25 protein-coding genes, 1 other RNA gene and 1 pseudogene are annotated in these 23,777 nt (G+C 71.0%); 6 read left to right on the top strand and 21 right to left on the bottom strand.

The features are described from left to right. Positions 1 to 22 precede the first annotated feature (22 nt). The 3 genes from SGUI_RS16280 (at position 23) to SGUI_RS18445 (ending at position 1,116) form a co-directional block, all read left to right on the top strand. Positions 23 to 415 carry a helix-turn-helix domain-containing protein gene (locus tag SGUI_RS16280; protein WP_066642060.1) on the top strand — a complete coding sequence of 131 codons (393 nt, stop codon included), beginning with the start codon at positions 23 to 25 and terminating at the stop codon, positions 413 to 415. A 44-nt stretch (positions 416 to 459) separates the two neighbouring features. Continuing rightward, the gene (locus tag SGUI_RS16275; RefSeq protein WP_066642058.1) at positions 460 to 840 is read left to right on the top strand and encodes a hypothetical protein; all 381 of its coding nucleotides are present in this window, start codon (positions 460 to 462) and stop codon (positions 838 to 840) included. A gap of 117 nt (positions 841 to 957) precedes the next feature. Next, positions 958 to 1,116 carry a helix-turn-helix domain-containing protein gene (locus tag SGUI_RS18445; RefSeq protein ID WP_418314017.1) on the top strand — a complete coding sequence of 53 codons (159 nt, stop codon included), beginning with the start codon at positions 958 to 960 and terminating at the stop codon, positions 1,114 to 1,116. Here the strand turns inward: SGUI_RS18445 and SGUI_RS16270 are convergent. From SGUI_RS16270 to ssrA, 3 genes are all read right to left on the bottom strand, one after another. Next, positions 1,113 to 1,550, bottom strand: a complete 438-nt coding sequence (locus SGUI_RS16270; RefSeq protein WP_066642056.1) for a hypothetical protein — start codon at positions 1,548 to 1,550, stop codon at positions 1,113 to 1,115. The genes SGUI_RS18445 and SGUI_RS16270 overlap by 4 nt on opposite strands. 110 nt (positions 1,551 to 1,660) lie before the next feature. Continuing rightward, complete coding sequence (locus SGUI_RS17575) at positions 1,661 to 1,969, bottom strand: hypothetical protein (protein WP_157621884.1); 309 nt, start codon at positions 1,967 to 1,969, stop codon at positions 1,661 to 1,663. A 21-nt stretch (positions 1,970 to 1,990) separates the two neighbouring features. Further along, positions 1,991 to 2,358: a transfer-messenger RNA gene (gene ssrA / locus SGUI_RS16260) on the bottom strand. A 121-nt stretch (positions 2,359 to 2,479) separates the two neighbouring features. Between ssrA and SGUI_RS16255 the strand changes: the two genes are divergently transcribed. Beyond that, on the top strand, positions 2,480 to 2,908 hold the full coding sequence (locus SGUI_RS16255; protein ID WP_066642051.1) for a hypothetical protein: 429 nt from the start codon (positions 2,480 to 2,482) through the stop codon (positions 2,906 to 2,908). On the opposite strand, the gene smpB is transcribed toward SGUI_RS16255, so the two are convergent. Next, positions 2,892 to 3,368, bottom strand: a complete 477-nt coding sequence (smpB, locus tag SGUI_RS16250; RefSeq protein ID WP_066642049.1) for an SsrA-binding protein SmpB — start codon at positions 3,366 to 3,368, stop codon at positions 2,892 to 2,894. The genes SGUI_RS16255 and smpB overlap by 17 nt on opposite strands. A 132-nt stretch (positions 3,369 to 3,500) precedes the next feature. Here smpB and SGUI_RS16245 point away from each other — a divergent pair, with 132 nt between their 5' ends. Next, positions 3,501 to 3,920 carry a CBS domain-containing protein gene (locus tag SGUI_RS16245; protein ID WP_066642044.1) on the top strand — a complete coding sequence of 140 codons (420 nt, stop codon included), beginning with the start codon at positions 3,501 to 3,503 and terminating at the stop codon, positions 3,918 to 3,920. 1 nt (position 3,921) lies between these two features. On the opposite strand, the gene SGUI_RS16240 is transcribed toward SGUI_RS16245, so the two are convergent. The 3 genes from SGUI_RS16240 to ftsE are packed head-to-tail and all read right to left on the bottom strand — an operon-like array spanning position 3,922 to position 7,246. Beyond that, a complete protein-coding gene (locus SGUI_RS16240; RefSeq protein ID WP_066642042.1) occupies positions 3,922 to 5,625 on the bottom strand; it encodes a M23 family metallopeptidase in 1,704 nt (567 codons plus the stop codon). A 14-nt stretch (positions 5,626 to 5,639) separates the two neighbouring features. Continuing rightward, positions 5,640 to 6,563, bottom strand: coding sequence for a permease-like cell division protein FtsX (ftsX, locus tag SGUI_RS16235; RefSeq protein WP_066642039.1), 924 nt, complete (start codon positions 6,561 to 6,563; stop codon positions 5,640 to 5,642). Next, complete coding sequence (gene ftsE / locus SGUI_RS16230; protein ID WP_335675422.1) at positions 6,560 to 7,246, bottom strand: cell division ATP-binding protein FtsE; 687 nt, start codon at positions 7,244 to 7,246, stop codon at positions 6,560 to 6,562. The genes ftsX and ftsE overlap by 4 nt, the downstream gene beginning before the upstream one ends. A gap of 274 nt (positions 7,247 to 7,520) precedes the next feature. Between ftsE and SGUI_RS16225 the strand changes: the two genes are divergently transcribed. Next, the gene (locus SGUI_RS16225) at positions 7,521 to 10,880 is read left to right on the top strand and encodes an ExeM/NucH family extracellular endonuclease (protein ID WP_083190763.1); all 3,360 of its coding nucleotides are present in this window, start codon (positions 7,521 to 7,523) and stop codon (positions 10,878 to 10,880) included. Positions 10,881 to 10,967: 87 nt separating this feature from the next. On the opposite strand, the gene SGUI_RS16220 is transcribed toward SGUI_RS16225, so the two are convergent. The 14 genes and pseudogenes from SGUI_RS16220 to SGUI_RS16155 form a co-directional block, all read right to left on the bottom strand. Then, positions 10,968 to 11,804, bottom strand: coding sequence for a bifunctional allantoicase/(S)-ureidoglycine aminohydrolase (locus tag SGUI_RS16220; protein ID WP_066642035.1), 837 nt, complete (start codon positions 11,802 to 11,804; stop codon positions 10,968 to 10,970). 53 nt (positions 11,805 to 11,857) lie between these two features. Beyond that, positions 11,858 to 13,431, bottom strand: a pseudogene (locus SGUI_RS16215) (nucleobase:cation symporter-2 family protein). 127 nt (positions 13,432 to 13,558) lie between these two features. Next, on the bottom strand, positions 13,559 to 14,671 hold the full coding sequence (gene prfB / locus SGUI_RS16210) for a peptide chain release factor 2 (protein WP_066643632.1): 1,113 nt from the start codon (positions 14,669 to 14,671) through the stop codon (positions 13,559 to 13,561). A gap of 49 nt (positions 14,672 to 14,720) precedes the next feature. Further along, complete coding sequence (locus SGUI_RS16205) at positions 14,721 to 14,990, bottom strand: mycothiol transferase (protein ID WP_066642033.1); 270 nt, start codon at positions 14,988 to 14,990, stop codon at positions 14,721 to 14,723. 19 nt (positions 14,991 to 15,009) lie between these two features. After that, positions 15,010 to 16,338 (bottom strand): MFS transporter, encoded by a 1,329-nt coding sequence (locus SGUI_RS16200; RefSeq protein WP_066643629.1) that lies wholly within the window; start codon positions 16,336 to 16,338, stop codon positions 15,010 to 15,012. Positions 16,339 to 16,454: 116 nt separating this feature from the next. Further along, complete coding sequence (locus tag SGUI_RS16195; RefSeq protein WP_237141389.1) at positions 16,455 to 17,963, bottom strand: beta/alpha barrel domain-containing protein; 1,509 nt, start codon at positions 17,961 to 17,963, stop codon at positions 16,455 to 16,457. A gap of 475 nt (positions 17,964 to 18,438) precedes the next feature. Beyond that, positions 18,439 to 19,098 (bottom strand): HAD family hydrolase, encoded by a 660-nt coding sequence (locus tag SGUI_RS16190; protein ID WP_066642031.1) that lies wholly within the window; start codon positions 19,096 to 19,098, stop codon positions 18,439 to 18,441. Between the two features lie 91 nt (positions 19,099 to 19,189). Next, a complete protein-coding gene (locus SGUI_RS16185) occupies positions 19,190 to 19,651 on the bottom strand; it encodes a pilus assembly protein TadG-related protein (RefSeq protein WP_066642024.1) in 462 nt (153 codons plus the stop codon). Beyond that, positions 19,648 to 20,058, bottom strand: a complete 411-nt coding sequence (locus SGUI_RS16180; protein WP_066642015.1) for a hypothetical protein — start codon at positions 20,056 to 20,058, stop codon at positions 19,648 to 19,650. Before SGUI_RS16180 ends, SGUI_RS16185 begins: the two co-directional genes overlap by 4 nt. Positions 20,059 to 20,111: 53 nt before the next feature. Beyond that, complete coding sequence (locus SGUI_RS16175; protein WP_083190761.1) at positions 20,112 to 20,498, bottom strand: TadE/TadG family type IV pilus assembly protein; 387 nt, start codon at positions 20,496 to 20,498, stop codon at positions 20,112 to 20,114. Position 20,499: 1 nt separating this feature from the next. Continuing rightward, on the bottom strand, positions 20,500 to 20,700 hold the full coding sequence (locus tag SGUI_RS16170; protein WP_066642007.1) for a hypothetical protein: 201 nt from the start codon (positions 20,698 to 20,700) through the stop codon (positions 20,500 to 20,502). 34 nt (positions 20,701 to 20,734) lie between these two features. After that, positions 20,735 to 21,664: a type II secretion system F family protein gene (locus SGUI_RS16165; protein WP_066642005.1), complete on the bottom strand. Its 930-nt coding sequence runs from the start codon at positions 21,662 to 21,664 to the stop codon at positions 20,735 to 20,737. Then, entirely contained in the window at positions 21,661 to 22,527 is an 867-nt protein-coding gene (locus tag SGUI_RS16160) for a type II secretion system F family protein (RefSeq protein ID WP_083190885.1), read from the bottom strand. Before SGUI_RS16160 ends, SGUI_RS16165 begins: the two co-directional genes overlap by 4 nt. Then, positions 22,527 to 23,759 (bottom strand): CpaF family protein, encoded by a 1,233-nt coding sequence (locus SGUI_RS16155; protein WP_066642001.1) that lies wholly within the window; start codon positions 23,757 to 23,759, stop codon positions 22,527 to 22,529. Before SGUI_RS16155 ends, SGUI_RS16160 begins: the two co-directional genes overlap by 1 nt. Between the last annotated feature and the right edge of the window lie 18 nt (positions 23,760 to 23,777).

Here is a 23,777-nt window from a genome sequence, read left to right as displayed (position 1 = left end):
GTAGCGACAGGAGGACCACACCATGAACTTGCAAGACCTTCTGACCCCCCACATCGAAGATCCAGTGCAGCGACTGGCGATTGCCCAGGTCGAGCAGCACTCGGACCTACTTGACGAGTTGATCTGCATCCGCAAGCGGCGCATGACTCAAGGCGACCTCGCGGACCTCATGGGGATCAGTCAGGGCGCGGTGGCCCGCATCGAGGCGGGTGATCGCGACCCAAGGTTGTCGACACTCGGCAGGTACGCCCATGCCCTTGGCGTTCTCATCACCTACCGGGTGAGGCGTCGGGAAGATGGAGGCCACCTGTCGGTGCACCTCAAGTCTGAGATCGCTCCTTACCAGTTCGGCAGCCCGAAGAACGTGTCCATCAACACGTTTGGTCGACGCGAGATGGCGGACGCGCCCGCATGACCGAGACTGGAGCGGTCGTAGGCATAGTCCGAATCGTCCGGTCGATGATCCAACAGGTCGACGGTTCCGACGTAGAAGGGGCGCCTGTGCACTGGACGATCACAGGCGCCTCGGCGCTGATTGACGACGACGTCCGTCCCGCGCTGTTCGGCGACCTGTTCATCACCGATGAGACCGGATGGCAGGTCGGGACCTCGGCCGTGGCTGTGCTCACAGAACCCGGACCCAAGGATGGCCACGCGTTCTCCGCCGACGAGCTGCGACAGATTGAGGCGGACTGGACTCCTCAGCTCGAGCACCTCTTGTATGACGTCGCGGCTACGCAAGCTCGAACTCAATGTGCCACCGTTGATGCATCGATGGACGTGCCGCGAAAGACGCCCGGGCAAACCAAGCCGAACGACGAAGCATCCCTACCCTCCTGACCCAACCGTAGGTGCAATGGCGTATTCCGGCCGGCCATCTAGTCTCGAGCCCGACCCGAGCTCGCACGGTGGACCCAGCCGGGGCACAACCTCCCCGACGACGTCAAGGCCTACGTCATCCGCGAGTACCAAGCCGGCCGGTCCCTGCGCGAACTTGCCAAGATCACCGGACGCAGCCACGGCGCCGTCCGCAATATCCTGGAGCGCGCCGGCTTACGCAGGCGGGGCCGCGGGGCCGCGCCGTTGAGGGACTCGGCTGAGGCCCGTCGTCGTTAGATCTTCTTGCACGTCTTGTAGGCGACTCCCTGGGTGAGGTCCACCTTCCACCTGAGGATCTTGCCGGCCGCCGCGAGCGCGGGGTGGATGTCGTTGCACTTGAAGTTGTTCTTCGTCCCCTTGACGTAGGACGACTTCGCGTTTACGGCCCACTTCTTGGGGGTGCCGCCACAGCCCACGTGGACCTGATATTCGCCCCCCTTGTTGAGGGTGAAGCTGTAGTCAGCCTTGCTCAGCCCGCCGATCACGCGAGGCTGGCTCCAGGAGGCCCAACCAGACTTACTGGTCTTGCCTTGGATCCACACTCCCTGGACGGAGGAGTTTAGGCACGTGACCTGTCCGGACACCCTCACGGAGGAGGCGGCCGTAGCAGGAAGGACGGGGACAGACATCGCCAGGACGGTGGAGAGGAGGATGGCGTTGAGTCGCTTCACGGGCGTGACCCACTTTCTGGAGGCCCCGAGTCGTTCGGGTGAGCGGAACATACCGGTGCTTGACACTGTCTGGCAATAGGCTGAATGCAGAGGGGTCGCAACGACTATCCTCAACGGTCGTTCCTCCCACTGACCGCGCTGAGGTGGGTCACGCCGGTGTCGCGCATGGCCCGGGTCAGATCCGGCGGCGTGAACGAGGTGTCCCCGTTGACCAGCCCGGGCACCAGCCCGTAGGCGTCAGCCGGCAACGGGTCCACCGCTCGGCGTAACCGCTTCCCGGCCCTGGTCGACGCCTCGCGGAAAGGCTGCCAGGCCTGTCCAGCGTCGTCGGCGGCCTGCGGGGTGACCACCCCTGTCCGGACACACAGAACCCCCAGATCCGCGTCGTTCTGCGGAATCTGGGGGCTGAGACGCGACAAGCTGCACAGCGTGAGACACAGAGGTGGAGGTGGCGGGAATCGAACCCGCGTCCGTCACCGAGAAATCAGGGCTTCTCCGGGTGCAGTGCGCTAGGGATTTTCTCGGCCCCAGGGCTCGCGCGCACACGTTCCCTGACAGGCCCAGTCGAGTAAGAGTCCCGCGTGATCCCCCGACATGATCACGCGGCTAGTCATCTAGACGATGCCAGGTCCTGAGACGATGACGAGCTCAGGCTGACAGACTTCGGGCTCGCTCAGGCGGCGAGGGCGAAGTCGCTGCGCTTGGAATTGGCAGCTATTGGTTTTGCAAGGAGCGTTTGACGAGATGACCTTGCATCCTCGACCCGCTTCCCCTGAAGTGTCGAGCGACGTCGAAACCGATCACCCCCAAGGGGGTGCCTCACGCTGTGCAGTTGTCAACGACCCGGCCAGGCCGGGCAGACGATCAGTCTAGTGGGTGAACGCGCGCCGGGCCACGCAGATTCCGGACCTCGTGAGAGGGTCGCTGCCATGAGCACTCTCGGGGGCACGAACCCTGCTCCGGCCGACCTCCGGCCGCTGGCGATCATGGTCGGCGCCATGGCCGGCGGGCTGGTCCTCATCGGCGTCATCCTGGCCCTCATCGGCGGCGTCCTCGAGACCCCCTCCACGTGGGCGCTGCTCGTGGTCGCGGCCGCGACCCTGGCCGCCTGGGCCCTGGTGCTCGTGATGCCGGTGCCCCGCCCGAGCGACGGCATACCCTCCCCCGCCGCGGTCTCCCCCGTGGTCGTCGTCCGGGCCGCGGTGCTCGAGGCTCCCGCGATCCTCGGGCTGGTCCTGTTCTTCATCGACCGTCAGACGCTGCTCGTCTACGCCCTGCCGGCGGTCTTCTCGGTGGCCGGGATGTGGCTCTTCGCGCGCCCCTCGGTGGTGGCGCAGCGGATCAGCCGTGGCGCTTGAGGTGGGCTGACATCGCCCGGTCGGCCTCGCGCCGGTCCTGGCGCTCACGCAGCGTCTGGCGCTTGTCGTGCAGCTTCTTGCCCTTGGCCAGCGCGATCTCGACCTTCGCGCGCCCGTCGACGAAGTAGAGCGACAGCGGCACGATCGTGTGCCCGGCCTGCTCGGCCTTGGCGACCAGCTTGTCGATCTGCTCGCGGTGGAGCAGCAGCTTGCGGCGCCGCCGGGCGGAGTGGTTGGTCCACGTGCCCTGGGTGTACTCCGGGATGTGCACGCCCTCGAGCCACAGCTCGCCCTGGTACTGCGTGGCATACCCGTCGACGAGGGTCGCGCGCCCCTGCCGCAGCGACTTCACCTCGGTCCCGGTCAGCACGAGGCCGGCCTCGACGGTGTCCTCGATGAGGTACTCGTAGCGGGCCTTCTTGTTGCTGGCGATCAGTTTGCGTCCGGAGTCCTTGGGCATGGCCGGACAATTCTAGGCGACCAGGAGGTATGCCGTCTGCCGAGTTTCACGGCTGCCCTCCGGTTGCCGCGGTGCCGGGGTGCGGGCAGGGTGGGGCGGCAGGAGCAGTGCCCCCGACCACGAGGAGTGAGCATGACCACCGCACGCGACATCATGACCCCGCAGGCCCACACCGTGAGCGAGAGCGCCTCGCTGGTCGAGGCCGCCACGCTCATGCGCGAGCACGGCGTCGGGGCGCTGCCGGTCATGTCCGAGGACGGGATGCTGTCCGGGATCATCACCGACCGCGACATCGTGGTCGCCGGTGTGGCCGCCTCGCACGACGTCGGTGCGGTCGCCGTCGGCACCGTCACCCAGGGGATCGTCTCCACCGTCGCCCCGGACGAGGACGTCGACCGGGTGGTCGGCGTCATGGGCGACCAGCAGATCAAGCGCTTGGTGGTCGTCGACGGGCACGAGGTGATCGGGATGATCAGCGAGTCCGACCTGGCACGCAACGTCGACGAGGACAAGATCGTCGACTTCGTCAAGCAGGTCTACGGACGCAGCTGACTCACAGCCACCCGCGCGGGTTGACCGGCGTGCCGTTCTCCCGCGTCTCGAAGTGCAGGTGGCACCCGGTCGACGAGCCGGTCGTGCCGACATACCCCAGCAGCTGCCCGCGGCTGACCGACTGACCGGCGGAGACCACGGCCGCACTCTCGAAGTGCAGGTAGCTGGTGGTGAGGTTCACCCCGCGCTGCACCCCGTGGTCGACGATGACCATGTTGCCGCCACCGGTGTCGAAGCCCGCGCTGTAGACCACGCCGTCCGCGGCCGCGACGACCGGTGTCCCGCAGGCGGCGCCGAAGTCCATGCCGGCGTGCAGGCGCCACACCTGGTAGACCGGGTGGAACCGGTTGCCGAACTCGCTGGTGATCGGGGCGCTGCTGGGTGCGGACAGGATCCCCGACGAGGCAGCCGCCGCGGCGCTGCGCTCCTCCGCCGCGGCACGTGAGGCCCGCTCCTCCTCGGCGGCACGGTCGGCCGCCTCGCGCTCGGCGGCCTCCTGCGCCGCCTGGGCGGCAGCAGCCGCCTCGGCCTCCGCGGCCTCTGCCCGACGGGCCGCCTCCGCCGCAGCAGCCTCGTCCCGGAGCCGCTGCGCCTCGGCCTCCGCGGCCCGCTGCCGCTCCGCCTCCCGCTCGGCGGCCCGCTGCCGGGCTGCCTCCTCCTCGGCGGCCTTCTTCGCCGCGGCCTCGGCGGCGGCCTTGCGCCGCGCCTCCTCCTCGGCCTTGCGGCGGGCCTCCGCCTCGGCGATCCGCTGCAGCTCGGCCTCCTCCTCGGTCTCCAGGCCGTGCTTGGTCCGGGCCAGCTCCGCGAGCTCGCTCTCCAGGTCCTCCGCCCGCTCCTGCTCGGCCGCGAGCGAGTCCTCGACCTTGGCCTTCTCGGTCTCGAGGTCGGCCCGGGCCTGCTCCTGCTGGGCCTCGAGCTCCTCCAGCTCGACCTTGGCCGCGTCGGCCGCGACCCGCGCCTGCTCCTTGGCGACGACGTTGGCCTCAGCCTTCGCCAGGAGGTAGTCGATGTCGGACCGGATCCCCGTGAGCCGGTCCTGCTCGGCCACCTGCTCGGCCTCCTGGGTCGCGAGCTGCTGGATCTGCTGGTCCTGCACGCGCAGCACGGTGCGCGCCATCGACATCTGGTCCACCGCGTCCGCCTCGCCCGACAGCAGCTCCAGGGTGGTGGCGAGCGAACCCATACCCCCGTCCTTGTAGCTCTCCCGCGCGATCGCCCCGACCGTGGTGCGGGTCTGCTCCCGGTCGGAGGCGACCTGCTCGATCGAGTCCTCGATCTGGGCCTCGTTCTCCCGCGCCACGGCGAGCTCGCCCTCGATCCGCTCGGTCTCGGCCTCGGCGTCGGCCAGGTCCAGCTCTGCCTCGTCGAGCACCACCCGCGCCTGCTCGACCTGGCCCGCGGTCTCGTCCAGACGGGCCTGCGCCTCCTCCAGCTCGGCACTGAAGTGCTCGTGCTCCTCGTGCAGGTCCTCGACCCGCTGCTCGCCGGCCTCACGCTCCTGCGCGGCGGACTCCCGGTCCTGCTCGACCTTGGCCAGCCGGTCCCGGATGTCGTCCAGCTCGTCGGAGGCGAGGGCAGGGGTGGCGGCGCCGAGCGCGCCGACGAGAGCCACCGCGAGCGCACGCCTCACCCGGTATGCCCGGCGGCCCGCGAGCCGCGTCGCTGCGTCGCTCTCGTCCCGGCCGGGACGGGGGGTGGTCACCATGTGTCTTCTCCTTCTCAGACCCTGACGTGGCGCAGCAGCGCCATCCAGGCGGTCACGACGGCGAGCAGGACGGCTCCGCCGACGAGGAACGGGGTCATCAGCCACAGGTCGCGCTCCCCGACCAGGCTGACCAGGCCGCTCTCACCCGCGAGCAGCTCGGACAGGAAGCCGCTCACCCCGAAGCGCACGGTGGCCCAGAGCAGGCCGATGGCGAGCGCGGCGCCCAGCAGCGCCGCCACGACGGTCTCGAGGATGAACGGCAGGTGGATGGAGAAGGCCGAGGCCCCCACCATCCGCTGGATCGCGGTCTCCCGGCGCCGGGTCCACGCGGTGAGCCGGATGGTCGTCGAGATGAGCAGGGCCGCGCAGACGACCATGGCCACGGCGAGCGCCAGCGCCCCCCAGCTGAGCGCGCCGAGGAAGGCGAAGAGCTTGTCGACGACCTCACGCTGGTCCTCGACGCTGTCGACCCCGGGCGCCTGCTCGAAGGCGGCGCGGATCACGTCGTACTGCGACGGGTCGGACAGGTTCACCCGGAACGAGGCGGGGATCGACTCCTGCGGCACCGACTCCAGCGCCGAGGAGTTGCGGAACTGCTCGGTGAACCGCTGGTATGCCTCCTCGTTGGACTCGTAGAAGTACTCGGTGACCAGGGGCTCCAGGCCCTGCAGGTCCCGCTCGATCTGGTCGCGCTGCTCGGGGGTCACCGCGCCGGTGGCGCACCCGGGGGCGTCGGTGGAGTCGGGGGTGCACAGGAAGATCGAGACCTGGACCCTGTCGTACCACTCCCCCTTGGCGGTGTCGACCTGCGCCTGGGCCAGCAGCCCGACGCCGAGGAAGAAGAGCGAGACCATCGTCACGAGGACGACGGAGACGAACATCGAGAAGTTGCGGCGCAGGCCGTTGCCGACCTCGCCGAGCAGGAAGCCCGGCCTCACGGCGCGACCACCTGCCGGTAGCCGCCCTCGGCCTGGTCGCGCACGACCTCGCCGTCGCGCAGCTGGACGACGCGCTTGCGGAACTGGTCGACGATCGTCGTGTCGTGCGTGGCCATGAGGACCGTGGTGCCCGCCCGGTTGATCCGGTCGAGGATCGCCACGATCTCCTGGCTGGTGTCCGGGTCGAGGTTGCCGGTCGGCTCGTCGGCCAGCAGGATCGGCGGCTTGTTGACCATCGCGCGCGCGATCGCGACCCTCTGCTGCTCCCCGCCGGACAGCTCGTGCGGCAGCCTCCTGCCCTTGCCCTCCAGGCCGACGAGGGCCAGGGTCTCGGGGACCCGCTGCCGGATCTCGTGCCGGCCGGCACCGAGGACCTGCAGGACGTAGGCGACGTTCTGGTCGACGGTCTTGCCCGAGAGCAGCCGGAAGTCCTGGAAGACGGTGCCGATCTGGCGCCGGAGCAGGTGCACGCGGCGGGCCGCCAGCTCCCCGAGGTCGTGCCCGGCGACCAGCACCCGCCCGGAGGAGGGCCGCTGCTCGAGGATCACCAGGCGCAGGAGCGAGGACTTGCCGGAGCCGGACTCCCCCACGACGAAGCAGAACTCACCGCGGGTGACGTCGAGGTCGACCTCGCGCAACGCCCAGGGGTCGCCCTTGGCGTAGCGCAGACTGACGCGCTCCATCGTGATCATCCGGGCGGGACTCCAGAGGTTCGTGTGACAGATGTGACGAGAGGGCAGGGAGTGTCGACCGCGACACACGGTAGCGGAAGTGGTCCGCGGTCAAGCTCTCCCACGCCGCCGGGTGGCGAGCCGGCGAACGGTGCCGGACTCCGGGGTGACATCTGCCTGGTGGGTGCCCGTCGTGCTCGCCCTTGTCGGCGCCGCCATGTACGGTCTTCGGACCGGGGCGACGGTGCCCCGGCATACCTGCCGCTGGTCCATGGGAGTGCAACTGATGCAGAACCACCTCAGGCGCGTCGTCGCGGCCGCCTCCACCACCGCGCTGGCGGCGACCGGACTGGTCGCCCTGGCCCCGACGAGCATGGCGGCGGGCCCCGGCCTCGTCGTCAACGAGGTCTACGGCGGCGGGGGCAACTCCGGCGCCGACTACACCAACGACTTCGTCGAGCTCTTCAACTCCACCGAGGAGCCGATCGACCTGGACGGGTATGCCGTCTCCTACTACTCCTCCTCCGGCAACCTGGGCAACCGGTGCGAGCTGACCGGCACCGTCGAGCCCGGCACCCACTTCCTCGTGCAGCAGCAGGCGGGCAGCGGCGGCACCACTCCCCTGCCCGACCCGGACGCCGAGTGCAGCGCCTCGATGAGCGGCTCCAGCGGCAGCGTCGAGCTCACCTCCGGCGAGGAGGTCGTCGACCTGGTCGGCTACGGCTCGGCCTCGCTCTTCGAGGGCAGCGCCGCGGCGGAGGGGCTGAGCAACACGACCTCGGCGAGCCGGACCGACGCGGTCGACACCGACGACAACGCCGCCGACTTCACCCGCGGCGAGCCCACCCCCACCAACAGCGGTGGAGGGGGCACCGACCCGGAGCCGGAGCCCGACCCGGACCCGGTCGAGGCGAGCATCGCCGAGATCCAGGGCACCGGCGAGGCCTCCGAGCTCGTCGGCCAGAGCGTCAACACCAGCGGCGTGGTGACCGCGGCCTACCCCACCGGCGGCTTCAGCGGGGTCTACCTGCAGACGGCCGGCACCGGCGGGGTGGAGAAGGTGCCGGGCGACGCCTCGGACGGCATCTTCCTCTACAGCTCGTGGGCGGCGGACAACGCCGAGATCGGCGACTGCCTCCAGGTCGAGGGGGCCGAGGTGGTCGAGTACAACGGCCTCACCGAGATCTCCGGCGGCTTCGTCGACGTCGTCGAGGGCTGCGAGGCGGTCTCGCCCACCTCGCTCTCGACGCTGCCGGTGACGGACGCCGAGAAGGAGGTCTACGAGGGCATGCTCGTGCAGCCCGAGGGGACCTACACCATCACCAACAACTACCAGCTCAACCAGTACGGCCAGATCGGTCTGGCGCTGGGTGAGGAGCCGCTCTACCAGGCCACGGACCGCGTGCTGCCGGGTGAGGAGGCCGAGGCCTACGAGGCGGCCAACCAGGAGCGCTACATCACCCTGGACGACGGCTCGAGCTGGGACTACCTGCGCAACAGCACGGCCCAGTCCTCGGCGCTGCCCTACCTGTCTGCCGAGGAGCCGCACCGCACCGGCTCGCAGGTCACCTTCGCCTCGCCGGTGATCCTGGACTACCGCTTCCAGTGGAACTACCAGCCGGTCGGCCAGGTCGTCGGCTCCGAGAGCCCGGTCGACCCGATCACCAGCGAGAACGACCGCGAGGTCGACCCGCCCGCGGTCGGTGGCGACGTCCAGATCGGTGCGTTCAACGTGCTCAACTACTTCTCCGACCTGGGCCGGGACGAGGAGGGCTGCGACTACTACGCCGACCGCTTCGGCAACCCGGTCGGCACCGACTTCTGCGAGGTCCGGGGCGCCTGGTCCCAGCAGGCCTTCGAGGACCAGCAGGCCAAGCTCGTCACCGCCATCAACGGCACCGACGCCGAGGTCCTGGCCCTCATGGAGATCGAGAACTCCGCGGCGCTGTCCTACATCGACCACCCGCGCGACAAGGCGCTCGCCGATCTCGTGGCGGCGCTCAACGCCGAGGCCGGCGAGGAGCGCTGGGCCTACGCCCCGTCGCCGACGGTGACCCCGCCGGGCGAGGACGTCATCCGCACCGCGTTCATCTACGACCCGTCCGAGGTGTCGCTCGAGGGTCCCTCGATGATCCAGCTCGACGACGCCTTCGCCAACGCCCGGTACCCGCTGGCGCAGGAGTTCACCACGACCGACGGCACGTCCTTCGTGGCGATCGCCAACCACTTCAAGTCGAAGGGGTCCGGCGAGGACGACGGCACCGGTCAGGGCCTGGCCAACCCGGCGCGCATCGCGCAGGCCGAGGCGCTCAGCGCCTGGTCGGAGGAGATGTTCGCGGACGAGGCGGTCTTCCTCATGGGCGACTTCAACGCCTACAGCCGCGAGGACCCGGTCCGGGTCATCGAGGACGCCGGCTACACCAACGTGGCCAGCGCCTTCGAGCCGGACTCCATGACCTACCAGTTCAGCGGACGGCTGGGCTCGCTGGACCACGTCTTCGCCAACGAGGCGGCCACCGAGCTGGTGTCCGGTGCGGGCGTGTGGGACATCAACGGCGATGAGTCGATCGCGTTCCAGTACAGCCGGCGCAACTACAACCTCGTCGACTTCCACAGCGACGACCAGTTCGCCAGCTCCGACCACGACCCGGTCCTCGTCGGACTGGCCGGCGCCACCGACGAGGTCGTACCGGTGGAGCGCATCGCGGGCACCAACCGCTACGACACGGCGGCCAGGATCGCGCAGGCCTACCCGGAGGACGTGAGCACCGTCTACGTCGCCACCGGTGAGAGCTTCGCCGACGCGCTCTCCGGCGCGGCGCCCGCCGCCCGCGGCCTGCTGCCGACGACGAGCAGCGAGGTCGCCGTCGCCCCCGACGGCTCGCCCGCCCCGATCCTGCTGACGCGGACCGACGGGCTGCCCCAGGCCACCATCGGTGCGCTGGAGGACCTCGAGCCGGACAACATCGTCATCCTCGGTGGCGAGGTCGCGGTCTCCGAGGACGTCGAGGAGGCGCTCGAGGGCTACGGCGAGGTCAGCCGGATCTCGGGCGAGGACCGTTACGAGACCTCCGCGCTGCTCGCGACGCAGTACGGCGAGGTCGATCACGTCTACGTGGCGACCGGTCAGAACGGTGCCTTCGCCGACGCGCTGTCCGCGTCGTCCCTGGCCGCGACCGAGGGGGTGCCGGTCCTGCTGACCCGCACCGCCACGGTGCCCGGCTCGCTCACCACCGCCCTGGAGGCCCTCGGCGACCCCGAGGTGATCGTCCTGGGCGGCGAGGGTGCCGTCAGCGGTGACGTCTTCACCGCCCTGGACGCGACCGAGCGTCTCGCCGGGACCGACCGCTACGGCACCTCGGTGGCCGTGGCCGAACGGTTCGGCTACGACGACACCAACCCCGCCCCGGCGGTCCACGTCGCCACCGGCCTGGACTACCCGGACGCGCTGGCCGGGTCGGCCCTGGCCGGGGTCCAGCAGGTCCCCGTCATGCTGAGCCGCACGGACGACATCCCGGCGGACACGCTGGACGCGATCGTCGCCCTCGACCCGGCCCAGGCGTTCCTCCTGGGTGGAACCACCGCCCTGACAGACAACGTCTTCGACACCCTCGTCGCCGCCCTCAACGGCGACCAGGCGCCCTGACGGGAGGCGGCCGGTCACCGGCCTGACACGACGCGGCGGGCGGCATACCTCGAGGTATGCCGCCCGCCGGCGTTCGTCGTGGGCCGCTCAGAGCGTCAGCGCTGCGTGCCGGTTGACGTCCTTGTAGAGCAGGTAGCGGAAGCGGCCGGGACCGCCGGCGTAGCAGGCCTGCGGGCAGAACGCCCGCAGCCACATGAAGTCGCCGGCCTGCACCTCGACCCAGTCGCTGTTGAGCAGGTACATCGCCTTGCCCTCCAAGACGTAGAGCCCGTGCTCCATGACGTGCGTCTCGGGGAACGGGATGGCCCCGCCGGGCTCGAAGGTCACGATGTTGACGTGCATGTCGTGCCGCACGTCGGTGGGGTCGGCGAAGCGCTGGGTGCGCCACACCCCGTCGGTGTCCGGCATCGCGCCGGCCTCGACGTCGCGCTCGTGCGTGACGAAGGCCTCGGGCAGGTCCAGCCCCGGCACCCGCTGGTAGGCCTTGCGGACCCAGTGGAAGGTCGCGGTCTCCTCGCTCCGGTTGTGCAGGGTCCAGCTCGCTCCGGGCGGGAGGAAGGCGTAGCTGCCCGGCTCCAGCGCGTGCTCGGTGCCCTCGAGGGTGAGGGTGAGGGCGCCGTCGACGACGAAGAGGACGCCCTCGGCACCCTCGTCGAGCTCGGGACGGTCGCTGCCACCGCCGGGCGAGACCTCCACGATGTACTGCGAGAAGGTCTCGGCGAAGCCGGACAGCGGGCGGGCGATGACCCAGAGCCGGGTCCCCTCCCAGAACGGCAGCAGGCTGGTGACGATGTCGCGCATCGTGCCGCGCGGGAGGACGGCATACGCCTGGGTGAAGACGGCCCGGTCGGTCGTGAGCTCGGTCTGGCCGGGAAGCCCGCCGCGGGGGACGTAGTAGGTCGGGCTCGGGCTCTCGCTCGGCATGTCAGGTCCTCTCAGGGGTGGGAGACGCGGTCTCGGGGGTGGCCGTCATGATGTCAGCGCTCCCGCTCGAGGAGAGCCTGGAGGTCCTCGCGGCAGGTGACCTCGCCGGAGTCGATGGCCTCCTGCACCCGCTCGTGCTGCTCGGCGGAGACGACGGGCACCTCCTCGCCGTCGACGTCCACGAGCCGGCCGTCGGCGTAGTAGTCGCCCTCGCGCAGCGAGCGCACCTCGTCCTCGCGCACCACCCGGGCCGTGCCGGCGACGAAGACCGAGCCCTGCTCGGCGTTGCCCGCGGTGATCTTGTTGAAGACGATGTTGAGCAGCACCGCCATGATCGCCGCCGAGCTGATGCCGGAGTGGAAGATGATCTGGAACCACTCGGGGAACTGGTCGTAGATCGTCGGCTGCACGACCGGCAGCAGCCCGAAGGCCAGCGAGATCGCGACGATGATGAGGTTCATGTTGTTCTCGTACTTCACCTTCTGCAGCGTCCGGATGCCGGAGGCGGCGACCGAGCCGAAGAGCACGACCCCCGCGCCGCCGAGCACCGGGTAGGGCACGGCGGCGATGATCCGCCCCACCACCGGCAGCAGGCCGAGGAGCACGAGGATGCCGCCGCCCGCGGTGACGACCCAGCGCGAGCGGATGCCGGTCACCGCGACGAGCCCGACGTTCTGCGCGAAGGCGGACTGGGGGAAGGAGTTGAAGACCGGCGGGCCATGGTGGAGAGCATGTCGGCGCGCAGGCCGTTGGCGATGCGGCGCGAGTCGACCTTGGTGCGGACGATCTCCCCGACGGCGATGATGTCGGCCATCGTCTCGGTCATGATGACGATGATGACGATGAACATCGACAGGATCGCCGCGATGTCGAAGACGGGGGCCCCGAAGACGAACGGCTGGGGCACGGCGAAGATCGACCCCTCGCCGATGCGGGAGAAGTCGGCCATCCCGAAGAGCGCGGCCACGACGGTGCCGAGCACGATGGCGAGCAGGATGGACAGGCGGGACAGCGAGGCGAGCCCCACCTTGGACAGCGCGACGATGACCAGGAGGGTGAAGCCCGCGAGGCTGAGGTTGGCGACGCTGCCGTAGTCCGGGGAGTCGACGGCGTTGCCCATCGCCCAGCGGCCGGCGACCGGCAGCAGGGTGAGGCCGATGGTGGTGATGACGACCCCGGTGACCACGGGTGGGAAGAAGTGCGCGATCCGGGCGAAGAAGGGGGCGATGATCAGCCCGAGCGCTCCGGCGGCGATGACCGCCCCGAAGACCCCGGGCAGCCCGTTGCCGCCCTCGAGGATGGTGAGCATCGTGGCGACCGAGGCGAAGGACACGCCCTGCACCAGCGGCAGCTGGGAGCCGAAGAAGGGCACCCCCACCGACTGCAGGATGGTCGACAGACCGCTCACGAAGAGGCAGGAGGCGATGAGCAGCCCCGTCTGCGCCGCGTCCAGGCCCGCGGCGCCGCCCATGATGAGCGGCACGGCGATGATCCCGCCGTACATCGTCAGGACGTGCTGCAGGCCGTAGGCCACGCTCGCGCCGATGCCGAGCCGCTCGTCCTCGGGGCGCACCGTCCCGACGTTCCCTGCTGCCATGTCGCTCTCCCTCGAGACCAGGATTTCCATTCAGTGGAAATTTGATTCCGCATAGGGAGAGTAGACCCGGAACTTCGGCGGCGTCAAGAGTCGTCCGCGGACGTTTTGGGTATGCCGTCGCCGGGCCCCGCAGGGCCCTGGCGTCAGGAGGGTTCGGTCAGTCCTGCTCGCGGTCGGCGGAGCGCTTCCACCGGATGCCGGCGTCGATGAAGTCGTCGATGTCGCCGTCCAGGACGGCCGAGGTGGAGCCGACCTCGTGGTGGGTGCGCAGGTCCTTGACCATCTGGTAGGGGTGCAGGACGTAGGAGCGCATCTGGTCGCCCCAGGAGGCCTTGATGTCGCCGGCCATCTCCTTGCGGGCGGCGTCCTGCTCCTGCTTCTTCAGCAGGAGCAGGCGCGACTGGAGCACGCGCAGCGCCGCCGCACGGTTCTGGATCTGGCTCTTCTCGTTCTGCATCGAGACGACGGTGCCGGTGGGGATGTGCGTCATGCGCACCGCGGAGTCGGTGGTGTTGACCGACTGACCGCCGGGCCCGCTGGAGCGGAAGACGTCGACCTTGAGGTCGGCCTCGGGGATGTCGATGGTGTCCGTGCTCTCGATGAGCGGGACCACCTCGACCGCGGCGAAGCTGGTCTGCCGGCGGCCCTGGTTGTCGAACGGGCTGATCCGGACGAGGCGGTGGGTGCCGGCCTCGACCGCGAGCGTGCCGAAGGCATACGGCACCTTGACCTCGAAGGTGGCCGACTTGAGCCCGGCCTCCTCGGCGTAGGAGGTGTCGAGCACCGCGGTCGGGTAGTCGTGCCGCTCGGCCCAGCGGAGGTACATCCGCATGAGCATCTCGGCGAAGTCCGCGGCGTCCACTCCCCCGGCGCCGGACCGGATGGTGACGACCGCCTCCCGGATGTCGTACTCCCCGTTGAGCAGCGTGCGGACCTCGAGCTGCTCCACCGCCTTGCGCAGCGAGGCGAGCTCCTTCTCGGCCTCCTCGAGGGTCTCGGCATCCTCCTCCTCGCGCCCGAGCTCGACCAGCGCCTCGAGGTCGTCGATGCGGGAGTCCATCCCGGTGACCTTGTCGTGCTCGGCCTTGGCCCGCGACATCGCCGAGGTGACCTTCTGCGCGTTCTCGACGTCGTCCCACAGGTCCGGTGCGCTCGCCTGCTCCTCGAGCTCGGCGATCTGCGCCCCCAGCCGCTCCAGGTCGGTGACCTCCCGCACCGACGCCATGGTCGTGCGGAGCTGCTTGATCTCGGTCTCGAAGTCGACTGCCACGATCGACAAGGGTACGCCCAGCAGGTCCGGGGCCCGCCCGTGGTGGGGGCTACTCCCCCGTCTGCCCGTCGGCCACCTCGCGCAGCAGGTCCGCGTGGCCGTTGTGCCGGGCATACTCCTCGACCGCGTGCGCGAGGATCCAGCGCACCGACACCTGGCCCCGCCCGCCCCAGGCCGGGTGGAGGGCACCCAACGGGTCCTCACCCTCGGTGGCGAGCGCCTCGCGCAGGGCCTGCCGGGAGCGCTCGACCGACCGCTCCCACGTGCGCCGCACGTCGTCGGCCTCGTCGACCACGTCGTCGATGGTGGGCTGACTCATGCAGCGCACAGTAGTGGGCTCAGGTGCGCGCGTGCTCCTGCTGGTGCAGGTCGGAGTCCTGCAGCGACTTCGGCACCATCGACACGGCGACGAAGGAGATCAGGCCCAGCACGGCGATGTAGACGCCGATGGTCCAGGACTGGCCGGTGCGCTGCAGCAGCAGCTCGGCGATGAGCGGGGCGAAGGCGCCGCCGACGATCGAGCCGAGGGCATACCCGATGGAGACGCCGGAGTAGCGCACCCGGGCGGGGAACATCTCGGCGTAGAGCGCCGACTGCGGGCCGTAGGACGGCCCGAGCCCGACGGTGAGCACGAGGATCGCCAGCGTGAAGAGCGGCAACGACGCGGTGTCGAGCAGGAACCACATGGGGATCGCCCAGAGGATGATGATGCCGTAACCGATCTGGAACGTCAGGACGCGGCCGATCTTGTCGGAGAGGTAGCCGCCGTAGAGCGTGAAGACCAGCCATCCCACGCCACCGAGCAGCGAGGCGATGAGCGTCTGGGTGCGCTCCATGCCGAGCGCGTTGACGCCGTAGCCGTTGAAGTAGGCGATGACGAGGTAGCCCGCCGCGTTGTTGGCGGCGAAGATGAGCGCGGCCAGGATGACGTTCTTGCGGTGGTGCCGGAAGAGCTCGCCGAGCGGGGCCGACTCCTTCTGCCGCAGCCGGGCCATCTCGGCGAAGACCGGCGACTCCTCGACCTGGCGGCGGATCCAGTACCCCACGCCGATGAGCACGATGGAGAAGAGGAACGGGATGCGCCAGCCCCAGGTGAGGAACTGCTCGTCGGTCATGAAGGTGCTGAGGCCGAACATGAACAGCGTCGCGACGATCATGCCGATGGGGACGCCGATCTGCGGGTAGGCCCCGAACAGGCCCCGCTTGCCCAGCGGCGCGTGCTCGACGGACATGAGCGCGGCGCCGCCCCACTCACCGCCGGCGGAGAAGCCCTGGAGCAGCCGGAGGAAGATGAGCAAGACCGGGGCCGCGACGCCGATCTGGGCATACGTCGGCAGCAGCCCGATGATCGCGGTGGCGCCGCCCATGCCGACCAGGGTGAAGACGAGGACGACCTTGCGGCCGAAGCGGTCGCCGAGGTGCCCGGCGACGACGGCGCCGAGCGGGCGCACGAGGAAGCTGATGCCCAGGGAGGCCCACGCCGCGAGCTGCGCGCCGCCCTCGCCCATGGGCGCGAAGAAGAGCTGGCCGAGGACGAGCGCGGCCGCCTGGGCGTAGATGAAGAAGTCGTACCACTCGATGGTGGTGCCGACCAGGGTGCCGGCGAGGACCTTGCGCTCCTCCCGCGCCCGGTCGGTGCTCACGTGGCTGCTGCCGGTCCCGGTCATCGTCGACCCCTTCCGTGGTGCGTGGGTGGCCACGGAGCGGTCCTGCGGTGTGGGGGGCCGGCGCGGCGGTGCGTCCCCGATCATAAGCACCCCTCGCCTCGGGGTGCGGGAGGGTGTCAGGCGGTGTGCCGCAGCCCCAGCTCGGCGGGCACCTGCTCCTGCAGGTAGTCCAGCGCCTCGACCGCGGTCCAGCCCTCGGGGTGCCGCTCGATGAGCGCGCTGGCACCGGCCAGGTCCTGGCCGAGGGTGACGAGGGTGTCCTCGGCATACCCGTCCTTGCGCTCCTGACCGAGACCGATGTTGGCCATGAGCCCGTTGCACAGGCACTTGCGGCCGACCGTGTCGGCCTCGTCGCCGCCCTTCTTGAGGTACATGTGCACCGGCTCGGAGGCGCAGCGGTAGCCGATCTCGCCGTCCTCGCGCTCGTAGGGCTGGCGCAGGTAGGACAGGTCGCACAGCCGGGGGCGGGCCTCGTAGACCTCGACCTGGCTGGCGGTGCCCTCCAGCGTCGCGACCTTGAAGGGGAAGCCGGTCGGGCTGGCCCGCGGGTCGTTGCGGACGCTCAGCTCGTCGCTGCGGAGGCGGCCGAGCAGCTGGTCGCGGGGGCCGTCCGCGAGGCCGGAGTCCTGGGAGAGCGCGAAGAGGGTGCCGACCTGCACCCCGACGGCGCCGGCGGCGAGCGCCTCGGCGACCTTGTCGGGCGTGGAGTAGGCCCCGGCCATCCAGAACGGCAGCCCGATCTCGGCCATCTTGGCCAGGTTGGCCTCGTCCCGGGCGCCGTAGACCGGCTCCCCCGCGTCGTCGAGCTGCATCTTGCCGCGCGGCGGGGCCGAGTGGCCGCCGGCCGGGGGCCGCTCGACGACGAAGCCGTCGGGGCGGATCTCGGGGTCGCGGTGCAGGTAGTTGGCGAGCTGGTCGACCGAGATGATCGCGAGGAAGTCGGGCTTGGCGACCTGCGGCAGGTCGTCCCCGAGCAGGTCGGCCGGGTCGACGGTGATGGTGCGGCGCAGCGAGCCGCCGGCGACGTCGGCGGAGATGCTGCCCGGCTCGCCCGCGGCGAGGGAGCGCAGAAGCTGCGGGATCTCGCGGGGGATGCCCGCACCCATGAGCACGTAGTCGACGCCCGCGAGCATGGCGCCGAGGATGGCCGTGGGGTTGGCCATCTGGATCTTCTCCAGGCAGTTGATGCCGACCGCTCCCCCGCCCGGGTGGTCCTCGAGGCCCTCGCGGGCGAGCCACACCTCGGCGAAGTTGCCGGCGACGCCGAGCTCCTGCCCGGCGCGGGCGGTGTCGAGGGTGAGCTTGGGGATCGGCTTGTAGGGCGTGCCCGGGGCCTTGCCGCCCTCGATGAAGTACTTGTCGAGCACCCGCTCGGCGATGTCCTGGCTCGGGAAGGCCGCGAGCGCCCGCCGGTAGTGCCCGCCGGGGTCGCCGTCCTGCAGCACCCGGCTGATGACCGCGTCCATGGCGGTGCCGGAGACGACGCCCAGGTGGCCGGCCCGGGAGACCTCGCGGGCGAGGCGCCAGCCGGAGACGGCCACACCCATACCGCCCTGGATGATCGTCGGGCGGGGGCGGCGGGGCTGGTCGGCGCTCGTCAGGTCGGTGGGCAGGTCGATCGTCACGGGTGCGGCCATACGAGGGGTTCACCTGTCTGGTCGTGGGGCAACCTACGGCGACGTAGGTTTCGCTTGCGTAGGTTACGGTAACGTAGGTAGCCGCGCTTGTCAGGCTCCGCAGGTCAGCGGCGTGGCAGGGGGCGCGCTCGGCATACCCGCAGGCGTTTCCACCGCGGTCGGTGCCGGTCCCCACTGACAGCCGGTATGTCACTCAGCAGCCTGTTCGAGGGGGCTGTCACATGGCGTCGAGGCTCCCAGTGGACGACGAGGCTCCCAGTCGACCAGGGGGCCGATCTACCGGCGGATGAGCACCTCGACGTCGTCGGCGCCGCTCGCCACTGACAGCCGGTATGTCACTCAGCAGCCTGTTCGAGGGGGCTGTCACATGACGTCGAGGCTCCCAGTGGACGACGAGGCTCTCAGTTGGCCAATGATGCGTCGGTCTGAGGCGCGACCACCACGGGCGGCGCCCTCGTCGCTGTCAGCCGTTCCGCAGGTGCACCCGCACTCCCCCGTCGACCCGCTCGAAGCGGACGTCGGCGAGCGAGGTCACCACGAGGTCGGCACCCGGCGCGAGCGCCTCCTCCCGCGTGGTCGTGCGCAGGGCCAGCGTGGCGGCGCCGGCGGCCCGACCGGCCTCCAGCCCGGCGGTGGCGTCCTCGACGACGAGGCACCGCGCGGGGTCGGCGCCGAGCAGCCGGGCACCGGTGAGGAAGGGCTCCGGGTCGGGCTTGCCAGAGCTGATGTCGTCGGCGGTGACCACGACCGCGGTGGTGGCCAGCCCGGCCGCGCGGATCCGCACCTCGGCGAGCTCGCGGCCGGCCGAGGTGACGATGGCGCCCCGGTCCCCCACGGCGGCCAGCGCCTCGACCGCACCCGGCAGCGCGACGATGCCCTCGACGTCCTCCAGCTCACGTCGGTCGATGTCGGCGGTCGCGGCGTCCGCGTCCAGGTGCGGCGCCACCCGCTCGACGATCCCGCGGCTGGTCACCCCGTGGAAGTTGCCGAAGCGCTCGAAGGGCACGTCGTGCTCGGCCGCCCAGGAGCGCCATGAGCGCTCCACCGGCCCGCGGGAGTCGGTCAGCGTGCCGTCGTTGTCGAAGAGGACGGCCTCGAAGGTCTCGGTCGTGATGTCGCGCACCCGCTCATCGTGTCAGGACGCCCGAGGGTACGCCGCATCCCGCCCGCGCCTGGCGCTCTGCCTCGTCACCGCCCGCGGCTCGCGGCCCGCCTCAGCCCGCCACCTCCGAGCGGGCGGTGGAGGTGACCGTGATGGTGACGCCGCCGCCGAAGGCCTCGAGCACCGAGCTGACCACCGGGATGCTCGCACGCCCGGTCACCGTGACGACCGCCGTGCGGCCGTCCGGGGTGCCGGTGCCGCTGCCGAGCCCCCACTCCTCGATGCGCGAGGGCTGCACCCGGCTCGCGAGGTGGGCCGAGGCGGCATCGATGACGGTGGCGTCGGTCACCGGCGGACCGGACCCGAGACCTCCCTCGTAGACCTGCTCGCGCGCCAGCGCGTCGCTGGCGTCCAGGGCCGCCGCGTCCGCCGCGTCGAGCAGCTGGATCCGGCTCAGCTGGACCGAGGTCACCCCGATGACGGCGAAGATCGTGGTGAGCGTCAGGGCCACCATGCCGGCGAGCAGGATGCTGATCTGTCCACCGTCGCGCTCCTGCGCCAGGAGGGGCCTCACCGGCCACCGCCGCGGAACTCGTCGACCGGCTCGCTGTGGGTCGAGGTGAGCGTGATGGCCGTGGGCACCCGGTCGCGCATGAAGTCGGGGACGAGCGGCAGCTCGACGCTGATCTGGGAGTCCACGACCACCGTCGTGCCGGGTGCCAGGCAGCCGCCCTCCGGGCAGGACACCTGGACCCCTCCCTCCCCGTCCCCGAACCCGTGGGCACGGTAGACCAGCGTCGCCGCGATCTGGGCGCGCGAGGCGGCGTCCTCCACGCCGTCGGCGGTGACGAAGGCGCGGCCGGCCTCCCGGGCGGCGGCGGTGACGGCATACGCCCCCGCCTGGACGCGACCGACGGTGGCCACGAGGTAGAAGAGCGGGACGACGAGCAGCACGAGGAGGAAGGCGACCTCCACCGTCATCGACCCTCGATCCGGGGCGCAGCGTGCCGCGCGCACCCGGACGGGCGAGGCGCTCACTGGTCCTCCGCGAAGGCCTGCCCCACCACGGTCATCTGCCGCCCGGGTCCGAGCGGTCCCACGATGGGCAGCCTCATTGTGGCGCTGACTTCGACGACCTCGATCCCACCGACCGTCGTGCGCGAGGATGTCACGCTCACCCCCGACGCACCGCCGGGCAGGCTCGAGGCCATGAGCTCCTCCGCGCGGCGAGCACCGTCCGCCGGGGTGCTGTCGGCCCGCGCGCCGACCCGGGCCCCCTCGACGACGTGGGCGGTGGCGGTGTTGTGCAGGTGCAGCCCGAAGGCGAGCTGCATCACCGCGAGCATGAGGACGCTGACCAGGCCGGCCAGCATCGCGAACTCTGCTGGAGCCGCGCCCCGGTCGACCGCGGCGCCGCGCACGTCAGGTGCCGACGGAGTTGACGGCCTGGGAGAACAGGTTGGTGAGCAGCGGCTCGGCCACCAGCAGCAGCGCCGTCACGAGGGCTGCGGTCATGATGGTGATGAGCACCCACCCGGGCACGTCACCGCGCTCGGGCTCGTCCAGCCACAGCCGGACACGGGCTCCCAGGCGGTGAGGGGCGACACGGAAGCGTCGGGTCATGGTCGAACTCCTTGTGTTGTGTTGTGCTGGATCTCTAGAGGCTGAGGCGCAGGAGAACCACGCCGGGGAAGACGGCGAAGAGCACCGTCACGGGCAGGATGAGGAAGACGACCGGGATCATCATCGTGATCTCGCGCTTGCCGCCCTCCTCGATGAGCTGCTGGCGCGCGGCCTCCCGGGCGTCGGCGGCCTGCGCGCGCAGGACCTCGCCCAGCGGCGTGCCGCGCTGCAGCGCGACGACCAGACCGTCGACGAAGCGGACGATCGGTGCGATGCCCGTGCGTCGACCCAGACCCTGCAGCGCCTCGGGGAGGCTGGCGCCGGTCCGGGCCTGCGCCAGGCACAGGTCGAGCTCGGCGGCCAGCTCGCCCCGGGAGAGACGGGCGACCCGCTCCAGCGCCTGGGCCGTCCCCTCACCGGCCGTGATCGACAGGGCGAGCAGCTCGGCGACGGCGGGGAACTCGGCCATGATCTGCCGCTCACGACGGGCCGCGGCCCGGCTGAGCATCCAGTCCCGTCCCATGACACCGCCGAGGAAGGCGGAGCCGACCAGCAGCAGGACGATGCCCGGGCTGGTCCCGCGCGCGAACCAGAGCAGGGTCCCGAGCAGCACGGCGGCCGCGGCCGCCAGCACGCCCCAGACCACCTGCTGGACCCGGAAACCCTCGACGTCGCCGGTCAGGCCGGCCCGGTGCAGCCGGCTGCGCACCGAGTCCGTCCCGCCGAGCGCCCGGTCGAGCAGACGTGCCGCCCGGCGGGTCACCGGCGCCAGCAGGTCGCTCACCTCCCACGGACGCGGGTCGTCCAGGGCTAGGAGGCGGGACCGTCGCGGCGGGCGGTCCAGGTAGGGCTCGATGCGGTCCGCCAGGTCCACCCGGCGCGCCAGGGGCAGGCCGGCCCACATGAGGACGAGGCCCACGCCGAACGTCAGGCCCAGCACCGCTCCCCACCACGCCGGGCTCACCGCAGCACCCGCGCTTCCTCGGGAAGCCGGCCGACCGTGATCATGACCCGGTAGGCGACGAGGGACAGGCCGGCCCCGATGGCCAGCACCAGGGCACCGGCCGGGGTGCCGTAGGCCTGCAGCGTGCTCCCCCGCGTGGCCAGCAGGAGCAGCACGGCCCAGGGAGCCGCCATCGCGAGCCGGGCCGCGTTGACGGTCCAGGACTGGCGGGCCTCGAGCTCTGCCCGGGCCCGGGCGTCGTCGCGCAGGAACGAGGACAGGGTGCGCAGGACACGGCCGAGGTCGGTGCCTCCGACGTCACGCGCGATCCGCAACGCCTCGATGAGCCGGTCGGCCACCGGGTCCGCGAGGCGCTCCTTGAGCAGGTCCAGGCTCTCCGAGAACCGGCCGGTCGCCCGGTAGTCGTGGGCGAACTCCTCGAAGGCCGGGCGCAGCGCCTCCGGACCCCGGTCGGCGAGCTGCACCAGGGCCTCCGGCAGCGCGAGACCGGCCCGGACCGCCGACTGGACGTGGTCGACCGCGTCCGGCCAGACGTCGCGCAGCCTCGACCTGCGCCGGCGGGCGCGGGCCATCACCACCGCCAGCGGCAGCCAGGCCGCCATGAGCGCGAAGCAGACGCTGATCGTCCAGACCCGCGTCACGGCATACCCGAGCAGCAGCACGACGAGCGAGGCCGCCACGCACAGGATGACCAGCGTGCGCGCGCCCAGTCCGCGCAGGCCGGCCAGCACGATCTGGTCCTGCAGGCGCTCGAGACGGCGCCTGCCGCGGCGGGGTCCGACCCGCTGCGCCCGTGGCCAGAAGGACCACCAGATGCTGGCCAGCCCCAGGCCGAGCACCAGCCCCCACCCCGCGCCGGCGATCATGTGGGCTGCCCCAGGAGCTGACCGAGGTCGAATCCCGCCCGGGCGAAGCGCTCCCGGTGCGGCGGGTAGCCGTCGGCACGCCCGAGGTCCTGGCCGGAGCGCACGAAGAGGTCGGCAATCTCGATCACCTCTCCCTCGGTCCGTCCCGGGATGGCGGCGATCTCCCGCACCTGTCGCTGACCGCCGGCCTCCAGGGCGAGGTGGACCACGATGTCGATCGAGCTGGCGACCGTCGGCACGACGAAGCTGCTGCTGACGTTGGAGCCGGCGAGCAAGGGCAAGGTGCACATCTTGGTCACCGCCTCGCGGGCCGAGTTGGCATGGATCGTGCACATCCCGGGGAGCCCGCTGTTGAGCGCGATGAGCAGGTCCAGGCTCTCCTCCTGGCGGACCTCACCGACGATGATCCGCCCGGGTCGCATCCGCAACGCCTCCTTGACCAGGCGGCGCAGCGGGATCTCGCCGGTGCCCTCGAGGCTCGGCTGGCGGCACTGCATGGCCGCCACGTCGCGGAGGTTGACCTTGAGCTCGAAGACCTCCTCGCAGGTGACCACCCGCTCCCCCGGGGGTATGGCGGCGGTCAGGCAGTTGAGCATCGTCGTCTTGCCGGCCTGCGTCCCGCCCGCGACGAGGATGTTGAGCCCTGAAGCCACGGCGGCATCGAGGAAGCGCGCCGCCTGCGCGGTGAGCGTCCCCAGCCGTACCAGGTCGGCGAGCTCGTCCGCGGCGACGACGAACTTGCGGATGTTGACCGCCCAGTGACGCCGGGTGATGTCGGGGATCGCGACGTGCAGGCGGCTGCCGTCCGGCAGGCTGGCGTCGACGAACGGGCTGCTGAGGTCGACGCGCCGGCCCGAGCTGCGCAGCATCCGCTCGACCAGGTCGTGGACCTGCTGCTCGCTCAGCAGCGTCGGGGTCAGCTCGGAGCGGCCGTTGCGAGCAACAAAAACTTTGCTCGGCTCGTTGATCCAGATCTCCTCGACCGCCGGGTCGTCGAGGTAGGGCTGCAGCGGCCCGAAACCGGCCACGGACTCCAGCAGGACGCGGTGGGCCTCCTTGCGGTCGGCGAGCGGCACCAGCCCGCCCACGAGCGAGCGGTCGTCGTAGTCGTCGAGCACCTCGCCGATGAGGTCGCGGACCGCTGCGTCGTCCCGGGAGGGGTCCAGGCGTCGTCGCCGGATGAGCTCGCGGACGTCGTCCTCGAGCAGCTGCAACGCCGTCGCCGACATCTCCCCTGCCTCCCCAGC

Source organism: Serinicoccus hydrothermalis (assembly GCF_001685415.1).
Taxonomy (GTDB): Bacteria; Actinomycetota; Actinomycetes; order Actinomycetales; family Dermatophilaceae; genus Ornithinicoccus; species Ornithinicoccus hydrothermalis.
Note: the sequence above shows the minus strand (reverse complement) of the source record. Positions and strands in the feature narration are given on the sequence as shown.